An 18,648-nucleotide genomic window follows, 5' to 3' on the forward strand; every position below is an offset into this window, starting at 1 on the left:
ACGGTGGCCGCGACGCTGTTCTATCTCGACCCCCTGCCCGAGACCGGGTCGATCGCCGTCCTCGACGGCAAAGAGGGTCGTCACGCGGCGACGGTGCGCCGCATCTCCGTAGGAGAACGGCTCGTGCTCTCCGACGGGCGGGGTGGCGTCGCCGACGTCGAAGTGACGGCGGTGGCGAAGGACCGGCTCGAGGCCACCGTGCTCGGGCGCGGCACGATCGAACCGCCGCGACCGACCGTGACCGTCGTGCAGGCCCTCCCGAAATCCGATCGGTCGGAGCTCGCCGTCGAACTTGCGACGGAGGCGGGTGCCGACGGGTTCGTGCCATGGCAGTCGTCGCGCTGCGTTGCGCGGTGGGATTCCAAGGCGGACAAGGGTTTGGCGAAGTGGAAGGCGGCGGCGACGGCCGCGGCGAAGCAGTCCCGTCGGGCCTACGTACCCGAGGTGGACTCACTGCACCGCACCGCTGACGTGGTGTCCCGGGTGCGGGAGACCGTCGAAGGCGGTGGCGTCGTCGCGGTGCTGCACGAATCGGCCACCGTCCCGTTCTCGGCGTTGCCTCTTTCCGAGGCGCCCGAACTGGTCCTCGTCGTCGGCCCCGAAGGCGGGCTCGACGACACCGAGGTCGAGGCGCTCGTCGGGGCCGGTGCGACGGCGGTGTCGCTCGGCCCGACGGTGCTGCGTACTTCGTCGGCCGCGGCGGTCGCGCTCGGTGCGGTGGGCGTGATGACCGACCGCTGGAGCCAACAGCCCCTGCACTGATCGTCACCTGCAGATCGATAATGGTGCGCATGCCACGCATCCGCATCGACTACGGTTCCGAGCCGGCCCAGTTCGGGCACCTGTACACCCCGACCGGATCCGACGTTCCGGTTCCCGTGGTGATGCTGATCCACGGCGGGTACTGGAGTGCCGACTTCCACCTGAACCTCGCAACGACGCTGGCGTCCGAGTGCGCTCGTCGCGGGGTGGCCGCGTGGAACGTCGAGTACCGGCGGGTCGGGGCGGGCGGAGGGTGGCCGGAGACGAGTGCCGACATCGAGACGGCGCTGGTCGCGACCACCACATTGTTGCCCGACGCCTCGCCTGTTCCGCTCGATACCGGTGATGTTCGGATCGTCGGTCATTCTGCGGGTGCCCAACTCGCGCTGTGGGTAGCAGGGCAGGGGGACTGCCCGGTGCGGCCGAGTCGCGTCATCTCCCAGGCGGGAGCGCTCGACCTCGCGTCCCGGGCGGCGACCCGCAGCGGAGGTGCGCGGCTCGAGGCGCTGTTCGGCGTGTCCTATGACGACGACCCGCAGCTGTACCGCGACGCATCGCCCCTCCATCGGGTGCCGACCGGGGTGCCGACAGTGTGTATCCACGGTGACGAGGACGTCCAGGTGTCGGCCACGGCGAGTCGCGCCTATGTCGACGCTGCGGGCGCGGCCGGCGACCGGGTCGTGCTGTGGGAGGTGCCGGGGGAAGGGCACAATGCGTTTCTCGACCGCACGACCCGCAGCTGGGACCTGACGCTCCAGGCGGTGCTGGGCGACGACCCGTGGGGCGATCGTGGGTAGCGCTACACCAGGAACAATGTTCCCAGGCCGAGCGGATCGTGACGCGGGGCCATGATCAGGCCGATGCGGTCGTACCGATTTGCACATGCGTGTGCAACTAGACTGGAATATGAATCCACAGGTGCGGTGAAACGAGGATGAACAGCGTGGTGGAACCGGCCCCCGGCCCGCGGAAGCGTGCGAACGCGAACCGTTCACGGATCCTCGACGCGGCGATACGCTGCTTCGCGGCGGACACCGACGCGAGCATGGACGACGTCGCGAAAGCCGCGGGCGTGGTGCGACGTACCGTGTACGCGCACTTTCCCAGCCGGGACGCGCTCGTCGAGGGGCTCGCCGACGAGGCAGGGGCGGCGCTCGCTGCGTCCGTCGAGCACCCTCAGCCGGAGGACGTCGCCGCGGCGCTCGCAGTCGGAGTCCTGCGCGTCAGTCCGGTCGGTGATCGATACCGCGTGCTGCTGTCGTTCGCGCGGAAAGAAGTCGGTGAGGAACGCATCAGCGAGCTGATCGCGCCGGTCCGCACGCACACCTCCGATGTCGTCGAACGGGGTCGGGCAGCAGGCGTGTTCTCCGCCTACCTGCCCACCGCCGTGCTCGTCGGGATGATGGAGGGCCTGACCATCGCCACGCTCGAACAAGCCAACCGCGGTGTCGTCGAAGATGCGAGTGGTGCCATGGCGCTCGGAGTGCTGGTCCTCGCCGGTGTGGCTCCTGAGCGGGCCACGGAGGTCGTCGCGTCGGCGCGGCAATGGCTGCAGGCCACGGCGTGAATCCGGGTCGCGACACGAAGCCGGACGCCATTCACGGCACAATGCCGTGAATGTGTGCACCGTACGGCGCTAGACTGGGATACGGACACGACGCCCGTCGTGTCCGTATCTGAACCGAAAGCAGGCCGTTCCGTCCACGTGAGTGAACCACACCGCACCCGCGACCCCGACGACGCAGACCGGATCCCGGTCCGATCGAGCCTGGATCTCCCGCCCGAGACAGCAGCACCCTTGGTGGGTGCAGCCGATGAGAACCTCATCGCACTCGAAGCGGCCCTGGCCGCAGACATCCATGTGCGCGGCAACACCGTCACTCTCAGCGGTGGCCCCGCAGATGTCGCCCTGGCCGAACGCGTGATCGGTGAACTGGTCACGTTGGTGCGCCGAGGGCAGCAACTGGGCCCCGACGCCGTGCGCCGCACCGTGGGGATGCTCACGAATGGGCTCTCCGACTCGCCGGCGGACGTGCTCAGCCTCGACATCCTGTCACGACGTGGGAAGACGATCCGGCCGAAGACCCTCAATCAGAAGCGGTACGTCGACGCGATCGACGCCAACACGATCGTGTTCGGTATCGGCCCGGCGGGCACCGGCAAGACATACCTGGCGATGGCGAAGGCGGTGCAGGCCCTGCAGACCAAACAGGTCACCCGCATCATCCTCACGCGCCCCGCGGTCGAGGCGGGCGAACGTCTCGGATTCCTGCCCGGAACCCTGCACGAGAAGATCGACCCGTATCTGCGGCCCCTGCACGACGCCCTGCACGACATGATGGATCCCGAAGCGATCCCGAAGCTCATGCAGGCCGGGGTGATCGAGGTCGCGCCACTGGCGTACATGCGTGGTAGAAGTCTCAATGACGCATTCATCATCCTCGACGAAGCTCAGAACACCACCGCCGAGCAGATGAAGATGTTCCTCACCCGACTCGGCTTCGGATCGAAGATCGTCGTGACCGGCGACGTCACCCAGGTCGACCTGCCCGGCGGCGCCCGATCGGGTCTTGCTGCTGTCACCGAGATCCTCGACGGCATCGACGACATCCACTTCGCACGGCTCGACAGCAGTGACGTGGTCCGTCACCGACTCGTCTCCGACATCGTCGACGCCTACGGGCGCTTCGAGATCGAGCGAAGCGGCGAAGCGGGCATCGGAAATCGAGCCCAGCGACGAGCCTCACAACACCGGGTCCAGCGCCGGTGATCATGCCGCACAACCCGAATCCGTCAGAAGTGCAGAAGGAACGACAGTTATGAGCATCGAAATCTCGAACGAATCCGGAAGGGAGGTCGTCGAGGAAGAACTGCTCGATGTCGCCCGTTTCGTCATCGCCCGGATGGACGTGCATCCCGCCGCGGAGCTGTCCATGGTGCTCGTGGATTCGAACACCATGGCCGATCTGCACGTGCGCTGGATGGATCTGCCCGGCCCGACCGATGTGATGTCGTTCCCGATGGACGAACTCGAGCCGGGAGGTCGCCCCGACGCACCCGAGCCAGGTCCGTCCATGCTCGGCGACATCGTGCTGTGCCCGTCGTTCGCCGCAGAACAGGCGGAGAAGGCCGGACACTCGCTCGACCACGAACTCGCTCTTCTTACCGTGCACGGCATGCTGCACCTTCTCGGCTACGACCACGCCGAACCTGACGAAGAGAAGGAAATGTTCGGCCTGCAGAACCAGCTGCTCGCCGAATGGTACGAGGAGCTGCGGCTCGCCGAGCGCGATGCCCAGCTGGCCGCGCGCGATCAGCAGCTGCTCGGGAAGGCCGGATTCGTCGACAATCCGGAGCTGTGACCGTGTCGCCGGATGACGCAGCCACGCATCGTGCAGCGCGCGCCGAGGTGAGCCCCGCGTGAGTATCGTGATCTTCTCGTACGCCCTCGCAGTCCTACTCGTGATTTTCGGTGGGCTCTTCGCCGCAATCGATTCGGCGCTGAACACAGTCTCGGCGGCGCGCGTGGAAGAGCTCGCAAAGGACGGCCGTGCAGGCGCCCGCCGTCTTCGCGCTCTCCTCGACGATCGCCCCCGATACATCAATCTCGCGGTGCTGCTGCGCATCCTGTGTGAGCTGACCGCGACGGTGGTGCTTGCGGGAGAATTGCTCGACCATCTCAGTCGCACCTGGGCGCTCGTCATCAGCGCCGCGGTCATGGTCGTGATCGACTACGTCGTGATCGGTGTCGGGCCGCGAACACTCGGCCGTCAGCACGCCTACACGATCGCGCTCACTGCAGCCGTGCCGCTGCGAGTGCTCGGTGTGATTCTGGGCCCGATCAGCAGGGTCCTGATCCTTGTGGGTAACGCCGTCACTCCAGGCCGAGGCTTCCGCAATGGTCCGTTCGCCAACGAGATCGAACTTCGCGAACTCGTCGACCTGGCGCAGGAACGCGGAGTGGTGGCCGACGACGAACGACGGATGATCCAATCGGTCTTCGACTTCGGCGACACCACCGCGCGCGAGATCATGGTGCCGCGCCCGGAGATGGTCTGGATCGAGAGCACCAAGACCGCGGGGCAGGCAACGACCCTGGCCGTGCGCAGCGGACACTCCCGTATCCCGGTGATCGGCGAGAACGTCGACGACATCTGCGGAGTCGTCTATCTGAAGGACCTGGTGCAGCAGACCTACGACGCGAGCGACGGAGGACACAGCGTCTCGGTTGCCGATGTGATGCGTCCGCCGGTGTTCGTGCCCGATTCCAAGCGTCTCGACGAGCTGCTCTCCGACATGCAGCGCGACCGCAATCACATGGCCGTGCTCGTCGACGAATACGGCGGCATCGCAGGCCTGGTCACGATCGAGGACGTCATCGAGGAGATCGTGGGTGAGATCGCCGACGAGTACGACGTCGGTGAGATCCCGGACATCGACGATCTCGGCGACGATACCTACCGGGTCTCCGCGCGCCTGCCCGTCGAGGATCTCGGCGAACTGTTCGGCATCGAGATCGACGACGACGAGGTCGACACCGTCGGCGGACTCCTCGGACACGAGCTCGGTCGCGTTCCGCTGCCGGGATCACAGGTGCGCACCCACGGACTCGTCCTGCGCGGCGAAGGCGGACCCGACGTCCGCGGTCGCGTCCGCGTCAACACCGTGTTCGTCCGGCGCGTTCCGGAATCCGAAGACTCACCCACCTCTCGAAAGGAGGACGGCGCGTGCTCTGCATCGTGAACGAGGACGTAGCAGCGTCGAACACCAGATGGCAGAACACACGATGAGCTCCTCCGAGTTCCGTTCCGGTTTCGTCTGTTTCGTCGGGCGACCCAATACCGGGAAGTCGACGCTGACGAATGCACTGGTGGGCAGCAAGATCGCCATCACGTCGTCGCGTCCTCAGACCACCCGCCACACCATCCGCGGGATCGTTCACCGCGACCACACGCAGCTGATCCTCGTGGACACCCCAGGATTGCACCGGCCACGCACACTGCTCGGCCAGCGACTCAACGACCTCGTGCGCGACACCTACTCCGAGGTCGACGCCATCGGTATGTGCTTTCCCGCCGACGAGAAAGTCGGCCCCGGCGACCGATGGATCCTCGACCAGGTCCGGACCGTAGCGCCGCGTACCCCGCTGATCGGGATCGTGACGAAGATCGACAAGGTGGGCAAGCAGCAGGTCGCCGCGCAACTGCTCGCGGTGTCGAAGCTCCTCGGTGGTGACACCGACGTGGTCCCCGTGTCGGCGTCGTCGGGGGAGCAGGTCGAGGTCCTGGTCGACGTGCTCGCCTCCCACATGGAACCGGGACCGGCGTTCTATCCTGACGGGGAGCTCACCGACGAACCCGAAGAGACCCTCATGGCCGAACTCATCCGCGAGGCTGCTCTCGAAGGTCTCGGTGATGAGCTTCCGCATTCCCTTGCCGTGGTCATCGAGGAAGTGCGAGAGCGCGAGGACCGCACGGAGAAGCAGGGCGAGATGCTCGACGTGCATGCTCTGCTCTACGTCGAACGCCCGAGCCAGAAGGGCATCGTCATCGGTAAGGGCGGCGCGCGGCTGCGACAGGTAGGGACGGCGGCGCGTACCCAGATCGAGAAGCTGCTCGGGGTCAAGATTTTCCTGGACCTGCACGTGAAGGTTGCGAAGGACTGGCAGCGCGATCCGAAGCAACTCGGCCGCCTCGGATTCTGACTTTCGACCGGCGCTTCCGGGCGATGTCGTCAGTGGAAGGGCCAGGTGTCGGATATGTCCGATCGGGCTAGGGTCTCCGCATCGTTGTCGATGCGGAGGTCCGAATGCGCGTGTATGTCCCCCTCGCGGTTACCGCGGCGTCGTTGCTCTTCGTCGCCGGGTGCGGCACCCAAAGCAGCGCCGCCGCGGGACCGATCACCTTCACTGCGGGTGAAGAGATCCTCGTGGATCTGTCGATGAAGCCCAGCAACGTCGGTGGACGTAGCGGTCCGTTCTACTCCGGATATCGCCCGCAGGTGTCCTTCGCGTCGGCGGAGGCGATCGTCTGCACGATCAAGGGCCCCGCGCATGGTGAGCCGTTCGCGCCGGGGACGAGATCGACCGTGCCGATGGTGTGCACCGCCGAGGTGACCGTCGGTTCGGGAGACGTGGAAGTCGGTGTCCTGGAAGGTGGTAGGGAAGTGGGCAGCGGCTCGGTGCGATTCTGACGGAAACCGCAGGGCTGCGCTGTCGCCAGGGTGGTGCTGCAGGTCAGGGCTGTGTGGTCGCTCCCCGGAGCAGGAGGAGCGTCGCAGCGGCCAGGTCCGTACCGGATCCGGTCGACAGACGTCGCAGTTGCAGACCGGCGATAGTCGCGACCAGGATCGGCCCGAGTGTCTCCGCATTCGGGACGTCGAGCGCGCGGAGGATCGCCACGGTCAGCGCGTCGTATGCGGACCAGCATTCGTCCGCGGTTGCACGCAGGTCCGGATCCCGGCCCGCCTGGATCCACAGTTCGTACGGTGCGATCCGCTCGGCGGTGAATGCGAGATCCTCCGCGATCCGTTCGGTGAGCGCAGCGGCCTCCGTCACTGAAAGGGACTGGGAACGGTACGATTCCGCGACCGCGCGCAGTCGTTGGGTCTCCTCGTCGACGAAAGTCGTGAGCGCGGCCTTCAGGAGATCGGACTGGCTGGGGAAGTGGTAGGTGATCGACCCCAGCGAAACCTCGGCGCGGGAAGCGATGCGCCGATTGGTGATTCCCGCGATTCCGTGGGAGCCGACGAGATGCAGTGTCGCATCGATGATTCGGTGCCGAGCATCGGTGACCATATGACTACCACCACCTGGACGGAGTCTGTTCGTGCCAGCGCAGCACCGATTCGAGCTGAGCCGCGAGCGACACGAGCATCGGTTCCGAGTCGTCGTGTCCGAGAATCTGTGCACCGACGGGTAATCCGTCGTCGGTGAAACCCGCAGGCACATTCACACCCGGCCATCCGAGCACATTCCACGGCCACGCATAGGGGCACGCAGCGGTGATCGCCTTGTCGGTGGCCCACCCCCCGAGACCCTCGATCGCGTCGACCGGAGGTGGAGGTGTCGCGGTGGTGGGGGCAAGTACGACGTCGACCCGATCGAAGATCCGCCCGACCCGGCGCCGGAGCCGCGGCTCGGCGGCCCGTGCGGCGCGAAGCGGAACGCCGCGTAGGAGTTTGCCGGTATGCGCGTTGGCGCGGGTGCGGGAATCGGTGAGCGAGGGGTCGGGAAGCGTGCGCACCCAGTCGTCGATGCCGGCCATCGATCGCGGAAGGAAGTCCAGACCGAACATGATTCCGTAATCAGGGTCGGCGAGGATCACCTCGTGTCCCAGATCGCGGAGCGTCGTGGCGAGCGCGGTGATGCGGGAGCGTACTCGGGGATCGAGCCGCCTCGGTGTGGCGGTGAACGGAGGCTTCAGGGACAAGGCGATTCGCAGCCGCCCCGGATCGCGTCCCACCGCGTCGGAGACCGTCATCGGATCGCGGCGATGGAGATCGCCGGGTCGATTACCGCTGACCGCGTCGAAGAGGAGCGCAGCATCGGCGACCGTGCGGGCGAGCGGCCCGTGTGTGGTCAGTCCGTAGAAGGCCTCGGGATCGGGCCACATCGAGATCCGACCACGTTGTGGCTTGATGCCTACCAGGTTGGTCCACGCTGCCGGGATCCGAACCGAACCGGCGCCGTCGGACCCGAGCGCTGCGGGGACCAGTCCGGCGGCGACCGCCGCAGCGCTCCCGCCGGACGACCCGCCCGGCGTGTGCTCACGCGACCAGGGGTTCCGTGTGTAGCCATAGGTCGCGTTGCCGGTCAGCGGCCACTGACCGACCTCGGAGGAGTGGGTCTTGCCGACGATCACTGCGCCGGCCTCGCGGAGCCGCCGGACCACCTCGGCGTCGTGTTGCCGAACAGGGAAGTCTCCTGTGCAGCCGAAGGCTGTGGTCTCGCCGGCGATGTCGGTGTCGTCCTTGACTGCGATCGGGACGCCGAGCAGAGGGGTGCGTTCGCCCGCGGCGCGGCGTCGATCGGCCTCGGCCGCCTCGGCCAGGGCCGCCTCCCGCCGCACGACGCGGAAGGCGTTGAGCGTGGATCGGCTCGCGTCGATCCGGTCGAGTGCGGCGCGGACGAGCTCCACCGAGGTGGTGCCCTTCCCGAGTGCTGCAGCCGTGTCGGCCAGTCCGGCGGATCGGGCCGGTACTTCGTGCGTCGTCATGCATCCCCCACTGTTGTTCGTTCGAACGAACAGTAACGTGTTCCAGTGGGGTGTGTCGAGGTTTCCGGAAGCGGCGCCGTCCACACGTCAGGCGCTGTCGTGCCGACGTGACACACTCGGATGCGTGAGGTTGTACCGGGACAATGCCGTAGTGCTGCGCCAGCACAAGCTGGGCGAGGCCGACCGCATCGTCACCCTGCTCACCCGCCGCCACGGGCTGGTCAGAGCTGTCGCGAAGGGGGTGCGCCGCACCCGCTCGAAGTTCGGTGCGCGCCTCGAACCCTTCGCCCACATCGACGTGCAACTGCACCCCGGTCGGAACCTCGATATCGTCACCCAGGTCCAGACCCTCGACGCGTTCGCAATCGGCATCGTCGACGACTACGGGCGCTACACCACCGCGTGCGCGATCCTCGAGACGGCCGAACGTCTCGCGGGTGAGGAGCGCGCGCCCGTACCGCGGCTCCACGCGCTGACCGTCGGTGCCCTGCGTGCGGTATGCGATCGGACGCGTCCCTCGGAGTTGGTGTTCGACGCCTACCTGCTGCGCGCGATGCTCTACGCCGGATGGGCACCTGCGATTACGCACTGTGCCCGCTGCGACCGGCCGGGGCCGCACACGGCGTTCCATGTCGGTGCGGGCGGCGCGGTCTGCGTGGAGTGCCGGCCGCCGGGTGCGGCGACGCCCGCACCGGGAGTGCTGGATCTGATGGAGGCGCTCAACAGGGGGCGCTGGGAGATCAGCGAAGCGGCGCCGGACTCGGTGCGTAGCCAGACGAGTGGTCTGATCGCTGCGCATCTGCAATGGCATCTCGAGCGTCAGCTGAGGACGCTGCCGCTCATCGAACGCGGCAGTCCGCACGGGGCCGGAAACCCGGGATCCGGCGTCAGGCAGGATGGAGACCGTGATTCGACGACGCGAACCGCACCGACCGGCTGACCGCCCCATCCGCCCACCCGACCCCCATCCGTCGGGTGCTCGTGCCCCGATCATCCAGCCCGAGCTGATTCCGCAGCACGTTGCGCTGGTCATGGACGGAAACGGTCGCTGGGCGCAGGAGCGCGGGCTGCCCCGCACTGCCGGTCACGAACGCGGCGAAGCCGTTCTCATGGACGCCGTGTGCGGCAGCATCGAGGTGGGCGTCAAGTGGCTGTCTGCTTACGCGTTCTCCACCGAGAACTGGAAGCGCAGCCCCGACGAGGTCCGGTTCCTCATGGGCTTCAACCGCGACGTGATCCGCCGCCGCCGCGACGAGATGCACGAGATGGGTGTGCGCGTCAGGTGGGCCGGGCGCCGCCCGCGTCTGTGGCGCAGTGTCATCAAGGAGCTCGAGATCGCCGAGGAGCTCACCAAGGACAACGACGTGATGACACTCGTGATGTGCGTCAACTACGGAGGTCGGGCCGAGATCGCCGACGCGGTACGAGAGATTGCGCGTCGCGTCGCTGCCGGCGAGATCGACCCCGAGAAGGTCACCGAAGCCACGGTGGCTCGTCATCTCGACGAACCCGACATGCCCGACGTCGATCTGTTTCTTCGCCCGTCGGGGGAACAGAGGATCTCGAACTTCCTGCTGTGGCAGTCGGCTTACGCCGAAATGGTGTTCCAGGACAAGAACTTTCCCGACTTCGACCGACGTGACCTCTGGGCAGCCTGCGTCGAATACGCCTCCCGCGATCGTCGGTTCGGGGGTGTGAAATGACAGCGTTCCGGGAGCGGATAGCGGGCCTGCTCGCCCCGTTCGTCGACCTCCGGACGTCCCAGGCGAACGGCGACGACGCCCTTGGATTCGATTACGGTGCCGTCCCGTTCGCGGCACAGGTGGTCACCCTCACCGAGGGGCTCGACGTCGTGTCGCTCACCGGGATCCTTGGCTGGGACCTCCCGCTCGGCGACGACGTGCGCAACCGGGTGGCGTCGGCCTCCGACGCCATCCAGTTCGGGTCGGTGCATCTGATCGAACGCGACGCGGAGGCAGACGTCGTCCTGCGCTACTCCTTCCCCATCACGGGACTCGAAGACACAGCGCTCACGACGATGCTCCTGCTGGTTCTCGACGGCGCCGCGAGCGCTCGCGAGGTGGTCGGCACCTCGACAGATTCTGCCGGCGAGACGAAATGACCGGTCAGTCCTCGGCGAGCGCGCAGTCCTTGCACGTGCCGAAGATCTCGATGGTGTGACTGACGTCGACGAATCCGTTGGCATCTGCCATTTCGTGCGCCCAGCGCTCGACCTCGGGTCCGTCCACCTCGACGGTGAATCCGCAGCGGCGACACACGAGATGGTGGTGATGCCCGGAGGAGCATCGCCGGAACATCGATTCCCCGGAATCCGTGCGGAGCACATCGACGCTGCCCACCTCTGCGAGCGACTGCAGGGTGCGGTACACGGTGGTCAGGCCGATTCCGTCGCCGCGCTTGCGTAGTTCGTCGTGGAGGTCCTGAGCCGTTCGAAACTCTTCGGTGTCGTCGAGCAGGGCGATGATCGCGCTGCGCTGCTTGGTCGAGCGAACCCCGACGAGGGGTTTGCGGGCGGAGGTCAAGGTGGACGTCAACCTTCCTGTTCAGGTGTTCCCAGGGTGGTGGATTCCTGGGCGGTAGGTTCCTGGGCGTGGGCGACAGCGTCGACGACGATGTGGGCGAGATGATCATCCGCGAGTCGGTACAGGACCTCACGTCCGGACCGGTCGCCGCGGACGACGCCTGCGGTCTTCAGGACACGCAGGTGCTGGCTGATCAGTGGTTGAGTGACGCCGAGCGCTCCCACGAGCTCGTGCACGCAGCGCGCGGACTCTCGTAGTTGGAGGACGATCGCGATCCTGATCGGTGCGGACAGCGCGCGCAGGAGTTCGCCTGCGGTGACCAGTGTGTCGTGGGGGATCGGTTGCCGAATCCCGGCGGGGTCGTGCGATTCGGAAGTGCGCGTGTCCACCGTGCAGTCGTGATGACCGGTGTCGAGACTCAAGGGTGCTCCTTCGGAGGGCGAACCGCGCGTTATTGCAAACCGATTCCATTTTGATATGCATGGATGTGCATGTCAACCTCCGCGTGTTCGGTGTCCGGCCGCGGAGCGATAGTCTTGGAGATCGACGCATGCTGCGAACCCGCATCCGAGATGGAGAGAATCCGAGTGGCACCCAAATCCAAGATCGATACCGTCGCCAACCTCGCCAAGCGCCGCGGGCTGGTCTACCCCTGCGGTGAGATCTACGGCGGCACCAAGTCGGCCTGGGACTACGGGCCGCTCGGCGTGGAACTCAAGGACAACATCAAGAAGCAGTGGTGGCGCAACATGGTCACCAGCCGTGACGACGTCGTGGGCCTCGACTCGTCGGTGATCCTGCCCCGCCAGGTGTGGGTCGCCTCCGGTCACGTCGGCGTGTTCAACGACCCGCTCGTCGAGTGCCTGAACTGTCACAAGCGCCACAGGCAGGACCACCTGCAGGAGGCGTACGCGGAGAAGAACAAGCTCGACGACCCGGACTCGGTCGCAATGACCGAAATCGTGTGCCCCGATTGCGGCACCAAGGGTCAGTGGACCGAACCCCGCGACTTCAACATGATGCTCAAGACCTATCTCGGTCCGATCGAGAGCGAAGAGGGCATGCACTACCTGCGCCCCGAGACCGCTCAGGGCATCTTCGTGAACTTCGCCAACGTGCTGACCACGTCGCGTAAGAAGCCGCCGTTCGGCATCGGCCAGATCGGCAAGAGCTTCCGTAACGAGATCACGCCGGGCAACTTCATCTTCCGCACCCGAGAGTTCGAGCAGATGGAGATGGAGTTCTTCGTCAAGCCGGGGGAAGACGAGGAGTGGCACCAGTACTGGATCGACTACCGCATGGACTGGTACACCGGTCTCGGTATCAACAAGGACAATCTGCGTCTGTTCGAGCATCCGCAGGACAAGCTTTCGCACTACTCGAAGCGCACCGTCGACATCGAGTACCGCTTCCACTTCCAGGGCAGCGAATGGGGTGAACTCGAGGGCGTCGCCAACCGCACCGACTTCGACCTGTCGACCCACGCGCAGCATTCGGGTGCCGACCTGAGCTTCTTCGACCAGACCACCAATGAGCGCTACACGCCGTACGTGATCGAACCTGCGGCCGGCCTCACCCGTTCGCTGATGGCGTTCCTCGTCGACGCGTACACCGAGGACGAGGCACCCAATGCCAAGGGCGGGGTCGACAAGCGCACCGTGCTGCGCCTCGACCGCCGGCTTGCGCCGGTCAAGGCCGCGGTGCTGCCGCTCTCGCGCAACGCGGATCTCAGCCCGAAGGCCAAGGACCTCGCGGCTCAGCTTCGCCAGAACTGGAACATCGAGTTCGACGACGCGGGTGCGATCGGCCGTCGCTACCGTCGCCAGGACGAGATCGGAACGCCGTTCTGCATCACCGTCGACTTCGACACTCTCGAGGATCAGGCAGTCACCGTGCGTGAGCGCGACACGATGGCGCAGGAGCGCGTGAGCCTGGATCAGGTCGAGGGTTACCTCGCGCAGCGCCTGATCGGGTGCTGATCGCCGGGACTCGCGTCTGCTGATCATAGGCACAACGACAAAGGCAGGCACACCGCGTCGACACGGTGTGCCTGCCTTTTCGTGCGGCTACTGTGATCTGTCGGTCTGCGCCGTGATCGGCTCGGCGAGCCCCTGTGCGTCGCACTCCTTCTGAAGACGGGCGAGCGTCTCGTCGAGACCGGCGCCCAGGCGGGGGCCGGGGGTGAAGGTCGCGGGAAGATTCCGCATTCCCTGGATGATGCCGATGGTCTCGTAGTGCACGGCCTCGCTGGGGTCGCAGTGGAAGTCGGGCATCCGGTCCAGCACCGCGACGAGCATCCGTTTGAACACTGTTCGCGCGACGTTGGATCCGATGCAGCGGTGGATCCCGAGTCCGAAACTGAAGTGACGGTTACCCTTTCTCTCGAGATCGATGCTGTGAGGATCGTCGAACAGTGATGGATCGCGATTGGCCATGGCCCACGAGAGCCACAATCGTTCGCCCTCCTGGAACTGGTTTCCGGCGTATTCGCAATCGGCCGAGAAGGTGCGTCCGTCTCCCGGCGCAGGTGTGAAGAACCGCAGGAACTCCTCTGTTGCGGAGTCGAGTAGCGTGTCGCGGTCGCGGCTGAGCAGTTCTCGCTGGTCCGGGTTGTGGGACAGCCATTCGAGTGAGTGCGCGGTGAGCGCAGTCGTCGTGTCGAATCCGCCACCGATCAACAGCGACAGCATGCCGAGAACTTCCACGTCGGGTGGGTTCTCGCCGTCGATGTCGGCATGCACCACCGCGTTCACCAGACCGGGGCGTGGATCGACGCGGGCTTGCGCGACGGCGGCGTAGAGGTCGGCGCCCATCGCGCGTTGAAGGTCGGCGACGCGGCCCCGGTCGGGAGAGTCGGGCGGCGTATACACCGACGCGTGTACCGGTTCGTTGTAGATCGCCCACTTGGCGAGCGGAATGCCGAGCATCCCGAGGGTGAGCACCGCTGGCACGATGTTGGCGAGATCGTCGACGAAGTCGATCCGCCCGGTGGTGATCTTCTCGTCGAGGCAGGCGCGGACCACCTCGTCGATGACGGGAATCCATCGTTTGACGGCTGCCGGTGAGAGGTACGGGTTCAGGGTCTGGCGATAGTAGCGATGCTCCGGCGAGTCCATCTCGAGCATGCCGCCGCGTGCACCGTTCGGCAGTTCCCCGGTGGGAATCGTGATGCCCCTGTATCCGCGGCGGACGCCCTGGACGTCGTTGTCGTTGGAGATGTCTTCGGACCGGGCGAGATGGAAGACCTCGTCGGCCCCGGCCGCGACCCAATGTCCGCCGTGGGTGTCGGTCCACGCCATGGGGCAGCCTGCGTGCATGTCCTTGGTGATGGTTTCGAACTGTTCTCGGTACTCGGGTGCGTGTCGATCGAAGTGGATGCGGTTCCTGCCGGAATCGGTCTGAGTCACGACCAGAAGCTCCTCGTCTGAGAGTATGGCGCACATCACCGATACAGCGGCGATTGACGGCAAGATACCAGTGTTCTCCATCACAAGAAAGGGATTCGAAGAAAAGGAGAGTGTTGTTCTCCATGGGTGTGCCGGACCGCTCTGATCGGGTCGGTGGTTACCCCTTGCTGCCGAACACGGGGCGCGGGCGAGGTGAAGCGACCGGGGACCGGCACCGACCGGGACGTCGCTGCCGGTCCCCTCGCACACCTACAGATACGGCCTCGGCGCCGTGGCGTATCGGGCCACGGCCGAGTCCTCACCACAGCGAAGCATCCCGGCTTTCTCCAGCACACGTACCGAGGCCGGATTCGAGAGCTCCACCTCGGCCGAGACCGTGTGGACCAGCGGTGTGGCCAGAGCCAGCTCCACCATGGCGCGGGTTGCCTCGGAGGCGTAGCCGAGCCCTCGACGGGAGGCGACGACGCCGTACCCGATTTCGACCACGCCTTCGCTCGGCGGCCACAGCAGACTGATGGAACCCACGACCAGCCCGCCCTCCCGTTCGACGATCAGTCGATGGCTGTGGTCCGGCCCGGATCGCTGCCCGTCGATGACCCCGGCGATCACGGAATCTCCTTCTGAGGGAAAGTCCTCCGCCCAGAATGCCCTGCGATGGTTGTTCGATACGGCGGCGATCTCGGCAGTGCTCCACACACGCATGACGAGACGCTCGGTGATCAGCCCTGCGTTGGTGATCAGACCTGTGTTGCTCAGGGGCAACGAAGAAATAGACATGCGACACTCCTGGTCAGTTCAGATGACCGGGCCGCTCAGTGACCTCGCGCGACCTGGAAGAAGGCATACGGACGGCACATCTGGCGGGCCATATTCATCAACCTCCCTGATCGCAGTGGTCTTCACGCGGTGAGCGTGTCGCACCCAGAGTAGTGGAACGGGGAGCTAGAAGCGGCCACCGCTCGACCCGCCGAAGCCACCACCCCCGCCGCCGCCGAAGCCACCACCCCCGAAACCTCCGCCGAAACCACCGCCACCGCGGCCACTGTTCAGGACGCTGTTGATGAGGATGCCGCCGAGGATCGCGCCGGTCATGTTGCCGCCCGACGAGCCGCCACCCGGCGGGCGCTGCTGACGGTCCCACTTCTGGACGTCGTTCTGGGCCGAGCGCAACGCCTTTGCCGCCAGGCTCGCGGCGGCCTGGGCGTGCTGCATAGCGGCAGCGGGATCCGATTGCGCCAATTGCTGCGCCGCCTGCAGATGGCGTTCGGCTTCCGACAATCGGGTACGGGCCTGCGCTCCGACCACGCCGCGCCTCGTACCGATGAAATCCGATGCGGCGGTGACCTGTGCCTGTGCCGCGGCAAGATCCTGCTCGAGGCGTCGGCGGGCCTGATCCGCGGCTTCCTGCGCCTCGCGGGTCTGCGCGCGCAACGCGTCGAGCCGCGCATCCGTTTCCACCACGCGTGTGAAACTGCCCAGCGGGTCGGTGTGCTGCTCGGCCCGCGCATGATCGAGCGCGTCCTGCGCCGCCTTGCGCGCCTCGTCGAGGTCCGGGCCGCCCGCCGCTGCAAGCTGCGCAGCGTCCGCGATGCCCTGCGCCGCATCCTCCATCGCTGCGGGAAGGGTCGCGATGGCTCGTCGGATGTCCTCGGCCGCATGGTCGAGGGAGTCGAGGAGCGTTGCCGCATGTCCCAGGCCGCCTTCGGCTTCGCGGATGGCGCGCACTGCGTCGCCCTGCTCGCCGGCAGGTCGCGCGACCGCGGTCCGGCCCTCGTCGATCGCTTTCTCCGCGAAGGAGATTTCCTCCTGTGCGAGCGCGACGTTCTCCGCAACAGGAGCGAGCGCACCGGCCGGGAACTCACTGCGAAGCTGCGTGAGGATCGTCTCCGACCGGGGGAGCCGTGCCCGCAGCTCGATTGCACGCTGGGTGAGCGTGTCGAGGCGTTTCGGGGCGTCGAGCAGCAGGTTGCGCATGGCGTCGAATGCCTCGACCTGCGCGTCGAGATCGTTGTCGGCCTTACCGCACGACGAGATCAACTGCACGAGCATGTCGCGCTGCTGCTGCGGGGTCTCGGGGATGTCGTCGTCGAGACGCTGCCTGATCTCGAACGCGGACGCTAGCGCTGCTCGGGCCTGCTCGTACGCCCGGTCGAAAGGTTGCACCGCGGACTGTCCGAACTCGCCGCGTGCCAGTTCGAGTGCCTCCGAACTCGATCGGACCGCGTTGTCGGTCTCCACGAGCACTTCCTGCGCGTACAGTTCGAGCCCCTCGAGCGGCAGCGAACGCAGACCGTCGACGTCGTTCGGATCGATCTGGGCGGCCTGCGCGGCCCCGGCCTCCGCGCGCTTGCTCTTCGACCGGCGGGAGTACAGGTACACCCCGCCCGCACCTGCGGCGATGACCCCGCCACCGACCAGCAACGTCGTCACGGGTGCGCTCGACGGCGTCAGCGCATTGTCGAGACCCTCTGCGGCGGCGACCGCGGCTCCCGCCCAGTCGGTGGGTTCACGCAACTCGGGCACGATGTCGTTCGAGCTGATGCGGTCGCGTTCGGATTCGCTGACCTCGGACCCGTCGGGGGTCCACAACGCGAATTCGCGATCGTCGGTCGCAACCGCGAGCAACGCGGTGTCCTGCCCGAAGTTGCTGGCCCGTGCGGTGGCCTCGGCCCAGCTGCTGTACGGCTGACCGTCGAAGGTCGATACGTACGTGACCCACAACTGCAGCTGATGCTCGTCGTACAACGCATCTGCTGCGGCCTGGATGCGGTCGGTGTCGTCATCGCTGAGCACACCCGCGGTGTCGGTGATCGGTTGCGGGAGCCGCGACGGCGGCTCGGCGGAGGCCAGTGCGGGAGCCATCAACCACGCTGCGACCGCGAGCAGGACGGGGACGAAGGTGAGCGAGGCTGTCGAGGGATGCCGGTCCGCGGCCGATGGGTGAGCCATGGTGACGAATCTAGTGGTTCCGTGTGCGGGTGGCGCGTGTCCACACGGGTATCCGGTCGGCCACTGGCAGAATCGTGGAGTGAGTACCGCATCCCGCCGCCCTGGCATGGTCACGAGGGCCGACGACCGGCGCAGTCCGGTGTCCACCCTCGCTCGGTGGTGCCGTCGTCTGATCGCCGGGTTACTCCTCGCTGCGGTCCTGGTGGTGGGCGGTACGGCAGTGCGGGTGTGGCAGGTTGCGCGCATCGACGACTGGACGACCGCCGACGCCATCGTCGTACTCGGTGCCGCGCAGTACTCGGGGACTCCGTCTCCGGTGTTCGAAGCGCGCCTCGAGCAGGCCCGCAAGCTCTACGAGAACGGCGTGTCCGACACCATCGTCACGGTCGGAGGCAAGCAGGAAGGCGACTTGTTCACCGAGGCGGCCTCCGGCAGGAACTACCTCATCGAGGCGGGCGTGCCCGCGGATGCCATCGTGGCGGTCGAGGAGGGATCCGACACCCTCCTGAGCATCAAGGCCGTCAGCGAAGAGATGAGTGAGATGGGACTGTCGTCCGCCGTTCTGGTGAGTGATCCGTGGCACGGCCTGCGCACCCGAACCATGGCACGCGATGCAGGGCTCGATGCATGGACCGCGCCCACCCGGCAGGGCCCGGCCGTATTCACACGCGAGTCGCAGCTCCACGGCATAGCCCGGGAGACCGGGGCGCTCATCTGGTACCAGCTCACCCATTACTCGGCAGATTTCGAATACACGGCAGACCAGTGACG

20 protein-coding genes are annotated in these 18,648 nt (G+C 66.5%); 13 read left to right on the top strand and 7 right to left on the bottom strand.

Annotated features, from left to right (window positions below):
- Positions 1–3: 3 nt before the first annotated feature.
- The 8 genes from ACZ46K_RS16150 (at position 4) to ACZ46K_RS16185 (ending at position 6,954) form a co-directional block, all read left to right on the top strand.
- Positions 4–762, top strand: a complete 759-nt coding sequence (locus ACZ46K_RS16150; RefSeq protein WP_464749210.1) for a 16S rRNA (uracil(1498)-N(3))-methyltransferase — start codon at positions 4–6, stop codon at positions 760–762.
- A gap of 29 nt (positions 763–791) precedes the next feature.
- Positions 792–1,559, top strand: coding sequence for an alpha/beta hydrolase family protein (locus ACZ46K_RS16155; RefSeq protein WP_464749211.1), 768 nt, complete (start codon positions 792–794; stop codon positions 1,557–1,559).
- Positions 1,560–1,696: 137 nt separating this feature from the next.
- Complete coding sequence (locus tag ACZ46K_RS16160; protein WP_464749212.1) at positions 1,697–2,329, top strand: TetR/AcrR family transcriptional regulator; 633 nt, start codon at positions 1,697–1,699, stop codon at positions 2,327–2,329.
- A gap of 138 nt (positions 2,330–2,467) precedes the next feature.
- Positions 2,468–3,532 (top strand): PhoH family protein, encoded by a 1,065-nt coding sequence (locus ACZ46K_RS16165; protein WP_054807306.1) that lies wholly within the window; start codon positions 2,468–2,470, stop codon positions 3,530–3,532.
- 49 nt (positions 3,533–3,581) lie between these two features.
- A complete protein-coding gene (gene ybeY / locus ACZ46K_RS16170) occupies positions 3,582–4,124 on the top strand; it encodes an rRNA maturation RNase YbeY (RefSeq protein ID WP_054807305.1) in 543 nt (180 codons plus the stop codon).
- 58 nt (positions 4,125–4,182) lie between these two features.
- Positions 4,183–5,505 (top strand): hemolysin family protein, encoded by a 1,323-nt coding sequence (locus ACZ46K_RS16175; protein WP_464749213.1) that lies wholly within the window; start codon positions 4,183–4,185, stop codon positions 5,503–5,505.
- A gap of 43 nt (positions 5,506–5,548) precedes the next feature.
- Positions 5,549–6,466 carry a GTPase Era gene (era, locus tag ACZ46K_RS16180; protein ID WP_054807308.1) on the top strand — a complete coding sequence of 306 codons (918 nt, stop codon included), beginning with the start codon at positions 5,549–5,551 and terminating at the stop codon, positions 6,464–6,466.
- A gap of 104 nt (positions 6,467–6,570) precedes the next feature.
- On the top strand, positions 6,571–6,954 hold the full coding sequence (locus ACZ46K_RS16185) for a hypothetical protein (protein ID WP_464749214.1): 384 nt from the start codon (positions 6,571–6,573) through the stop codon (positions 6,952–6,954).
- 43 nt (positions 6,955–6,997) lie between these two features.
- Here ACZ46K_RS16185 and ACZ46K_RS16190 read toward each other — a convergent pair whose 3' ends face one another.
- On the bottom strand, positions 6,998–7,558 hold the full coding sequence (locus ACZ46K_RS16190) for a TetR/AcrR family transcriptional regulator (protein ID WP_054807303.1): 561 nt from the start codon (positions 7,556–7,558) through the stop codon (positions 6,998–7,000).
- Positions 7,559–7,562: 4 nt separating this feature from the next.
- A complete protein-coding gene (locus ACZ46K_RS16195; protein ID WP_464749215.1) occupies positions 7,563–8,978 on the bottom strand; it encodes an amidase in 1,416 nt (471 codons plus the stop codon).
- A gap of 124 nt (positions 8,979–9,102) precedes the next feature.
- Here ACZ46K_RS16195 and recO point away from each other — a divergent pair, with 124 nt between their 5' ends.
- The 3 genes from recO to ACZ46K_RS16210 are packed head-to-tail and all read left to right on the top strand — an operon-like array spanning position 9,103 to position 11,100.
- On the top strand, positions 9,103–9,918 hold the full coding sequence (gene recO / locus ACZ46K_RS16200; RefSeq protein WP_464749216.1) for a DNA repair protein RecO: 816 nt from the start codon (positions 9,103–9,105) through the stop codon (positions 9,916–9,918).
- The gene (locus tag ACZ46K_RS16205) at positions 9,884–10,681 is read left to right on the top strand and encodes an isoprenyl transferase (RefSeq protein WP_464749217.1); all 798 of its coding nucleotides are present in this window, start codon (positions 9,884–9,886) and stop codon (positions 10,679–10,681) included. Before recO ends, ACZ46K_RS16205 begins: the two co-directional genes overlap by 35 nt.
- Positions 10,678–11,100: a hypothetical protein gene (locus ACZ46K_RS16210; protein WP_054807229.1), complete on the top strand. Its 423-nt coding sequence runs from the start codon at positions 10,678–10,680 to the stop codon at positions 11,098–11,100. The genes ACZ46K_RS16205 and ACZ46K_RS16210 overlap by 4 nt, the downstream gene beginning before the upstream one ends.
- A 4-nt stretch (positions 11,101–11,104) precedes the next feature.
- On the opposite strand, the gene ACZ46K_RS16215 is transcribed toward ACZ46K_RS16210, so the two are convergent.
- Together ACZ46K_RS16215 and ACZ46K_RS16220 are read right to left on the bottom strand one after the other, a co-directional pair.
- Positions 11,105–11,521: a Fur family transcriptional regulator gene (locus ACZ46K_RS16215; RefSeq protein ID WP_054717615.1), complete on the bottom strand. Its 417-nt coding sequence runs from the start codon at positions 11,519–11,521 to the stop codon at positions 11,105–11,107.
- A gap of 8 nt (positions 11,522–11,529) precedes the next feature.
- Entirely contained in the window at positions 11,530–11,871 is a 342-nt protein-coding gene (locus ACZ46K_RS16220; RefSeq protein ID WP_464749343.1) for an ArsR/SmtB family transcription factor, read from the bottom strand.
- Between the two features lie 237 nt (positions 11,872–12,108).
- On the opposite strand from ACZ46K_RS16220, the gene ACZ46K_RS16225 reads away from it, so the two are divergent.
- Positions 12,109–13,500, top strand: a complete 1,392-nt coding sequence (locus ACZ46K_RS16225; protein WP_464743582.1) for a glycine--tRNA ligase — start codon at positions 12,109–12,111, stop codon at positions 13,498–13,500.
- 87 nt (positions 13,501–13,587) lie between these two features.
- On the opposite strand, the gene ACZ46K_RS16230 is transcribed toward ACZ46K_RS16225, so the two are convergent.
- The 3 genes from ACZ46K_RS16230 to ACZ46K_RS16240 form a co-directional block, all read right to left on the bottom strand.
- Positions 13,588–14,964 carry a cytochrome P450 gene (locus ACZ46K_RS16230; RefSeq protein WP_464749345.1) on the bottom strand — a complete coding sequence of 459 codons (1,377 nt, stop codon included), beginning with the start codon at positions 14,962–14,964 and terminating at the stop codon, positions 13,588–13,590.
- Positions 14,965–15,177: 213 nt separating this feature from the next.
- Positions 15,178–15,705, bottom strand: coding sequence for a GNAT family N-acetyltransferase (locus ACZ46K_RS16235; RefSeq protein ID WP_464743584.1), 528 nt, complete (start codon positions 15,703–15,705; stop codon positions 15,178–15,180).
- 165 nt (positions 15,706–15,870) lie between these two features.
- Positions 15,871–17,877 (bottom strand): TPM domain-containing protein, encoded by a 2,007-nt coding sequence (locus ACZ46K_RS16240; protein ID WP_464743586.1) that lies wholly within the window; start codon positions 17,875–17,877, stop codon positions 15,871–15,873.
- A 106-nt stretch (positions 17,878–17,983) separates the two neighbouring features.
- Between ACZ46K_RS16240 and ACZ46K_RS16245 the strand changes: the two genes are divergently transcribed.
- Positions 17,984–18,646, top strand: coding sequence for a YdcF family protein (locus tag ACZ46K_RS16245; RefSeq protein WP_464749346.1), 663 nt, complete (start codon positions 17,984–17,986; stop codon positions 18,644–18,646).
- The last annotated feature ends 2 nt before the right edge of the window (positions 18,647–18,648 follow it).

The organism is Rhodococcus sp. JCM 9793 (assembly GCF_055380405.1).

What these genes read in the sequence shown, in the direction of transcription:
- ACZ46K_RS16155 (WP_464749211.1), top strand. Translation starts at nt 792, where the DNA reads ATGCCACGCATCCGCATCGACTACGGTTCCGAGCCGGCCCAGTTCGGG.
- ACZ46K_RS16160 (WP_464749212.1), top strand. Translation starts at nt 1,697, where the DNA reads ATGAACAGCGTGGTGGAACCGGCCCCCGGCCCGCGGAAGCGTGCGAAC.
- ybeY (WP_054807305.1), top strand. Translation starts at nt 3,582, where the DNA reads ATGAGCATCGAAATCTCGAACGAATCCGGAAGGGAGGTCGTCGAGGAA.
- era (WP_054807308.1), top strand. Translation starts at nt 5,549, where the DNA reads ATGAGCTCCTCCGAGTTCCGTTCCGGTTTCGTCTGTTTCGTCGGGCGA.
- ACZ46K_RS16185 (WP_464749214.1), top strand. Translation starts at nt 6,571, where the DNA reads ATGCGCGTGTATGTCCCCCTCGCGGTTACCGCGGCGTCGTTGCTCTTC.
- ACZ46K_RS16190 (WP_054807303.1), bottom strand. Translation starts at nt 7,558, where the DNA reads ATGGTCACCGATGCTCGGCACCGAATCATCGATGCGACACTGCATCTC.
- ACZ46K_RS16195 (WP_464749215.1), bottom strand. Translation starts at nt 8,978, where the DNA reads ATGACGACGCACGAAGTACCGGCCCGATCCGCCGGACTGGCCGACACG.
- ACZ46K_RS16210 (WP_054807229.1), top strand. Translation starts at nt 10,678, where the DNA reads ATGACAGCGTTCCGGGAGCGGATAGCGGGCCTGCTCGCCCCGTTCGTC.
- ACZ46K_RS16230 (WP_464749345.1), bottom strand. Translation starts at nt 14,964, where the DNA reads ATGTGCGCCATACTCTCAGACGAGGAGCTTCTGGTCGTGACTCAGACC.
- ACZ46K_RS16235 (WP_464743584.1), bottom strand. Translation starts at nt 15,705, where the DNA reads ATGTCTATTTCTTCGTTGCCCCTGAGCAACACAGGTCTGATCACCAAC.
- ACZ46K_RS16240 (WP_464743586.1), bottom strand. Translation starts at nt 17,877, where the DNA reads ATGGCTCACCCATCGGCCGCGGACCGGCATCCCTCGACAGCCTCGCTC.
- ACZ46K_RS16245 (WP_464749346.1), top strand. Translation starts at nt 17,984, where the DNA reads ATGGTCACGAGGGCCGACGACCGGCGCAGTCCGGTGTCCACCCTCGCT.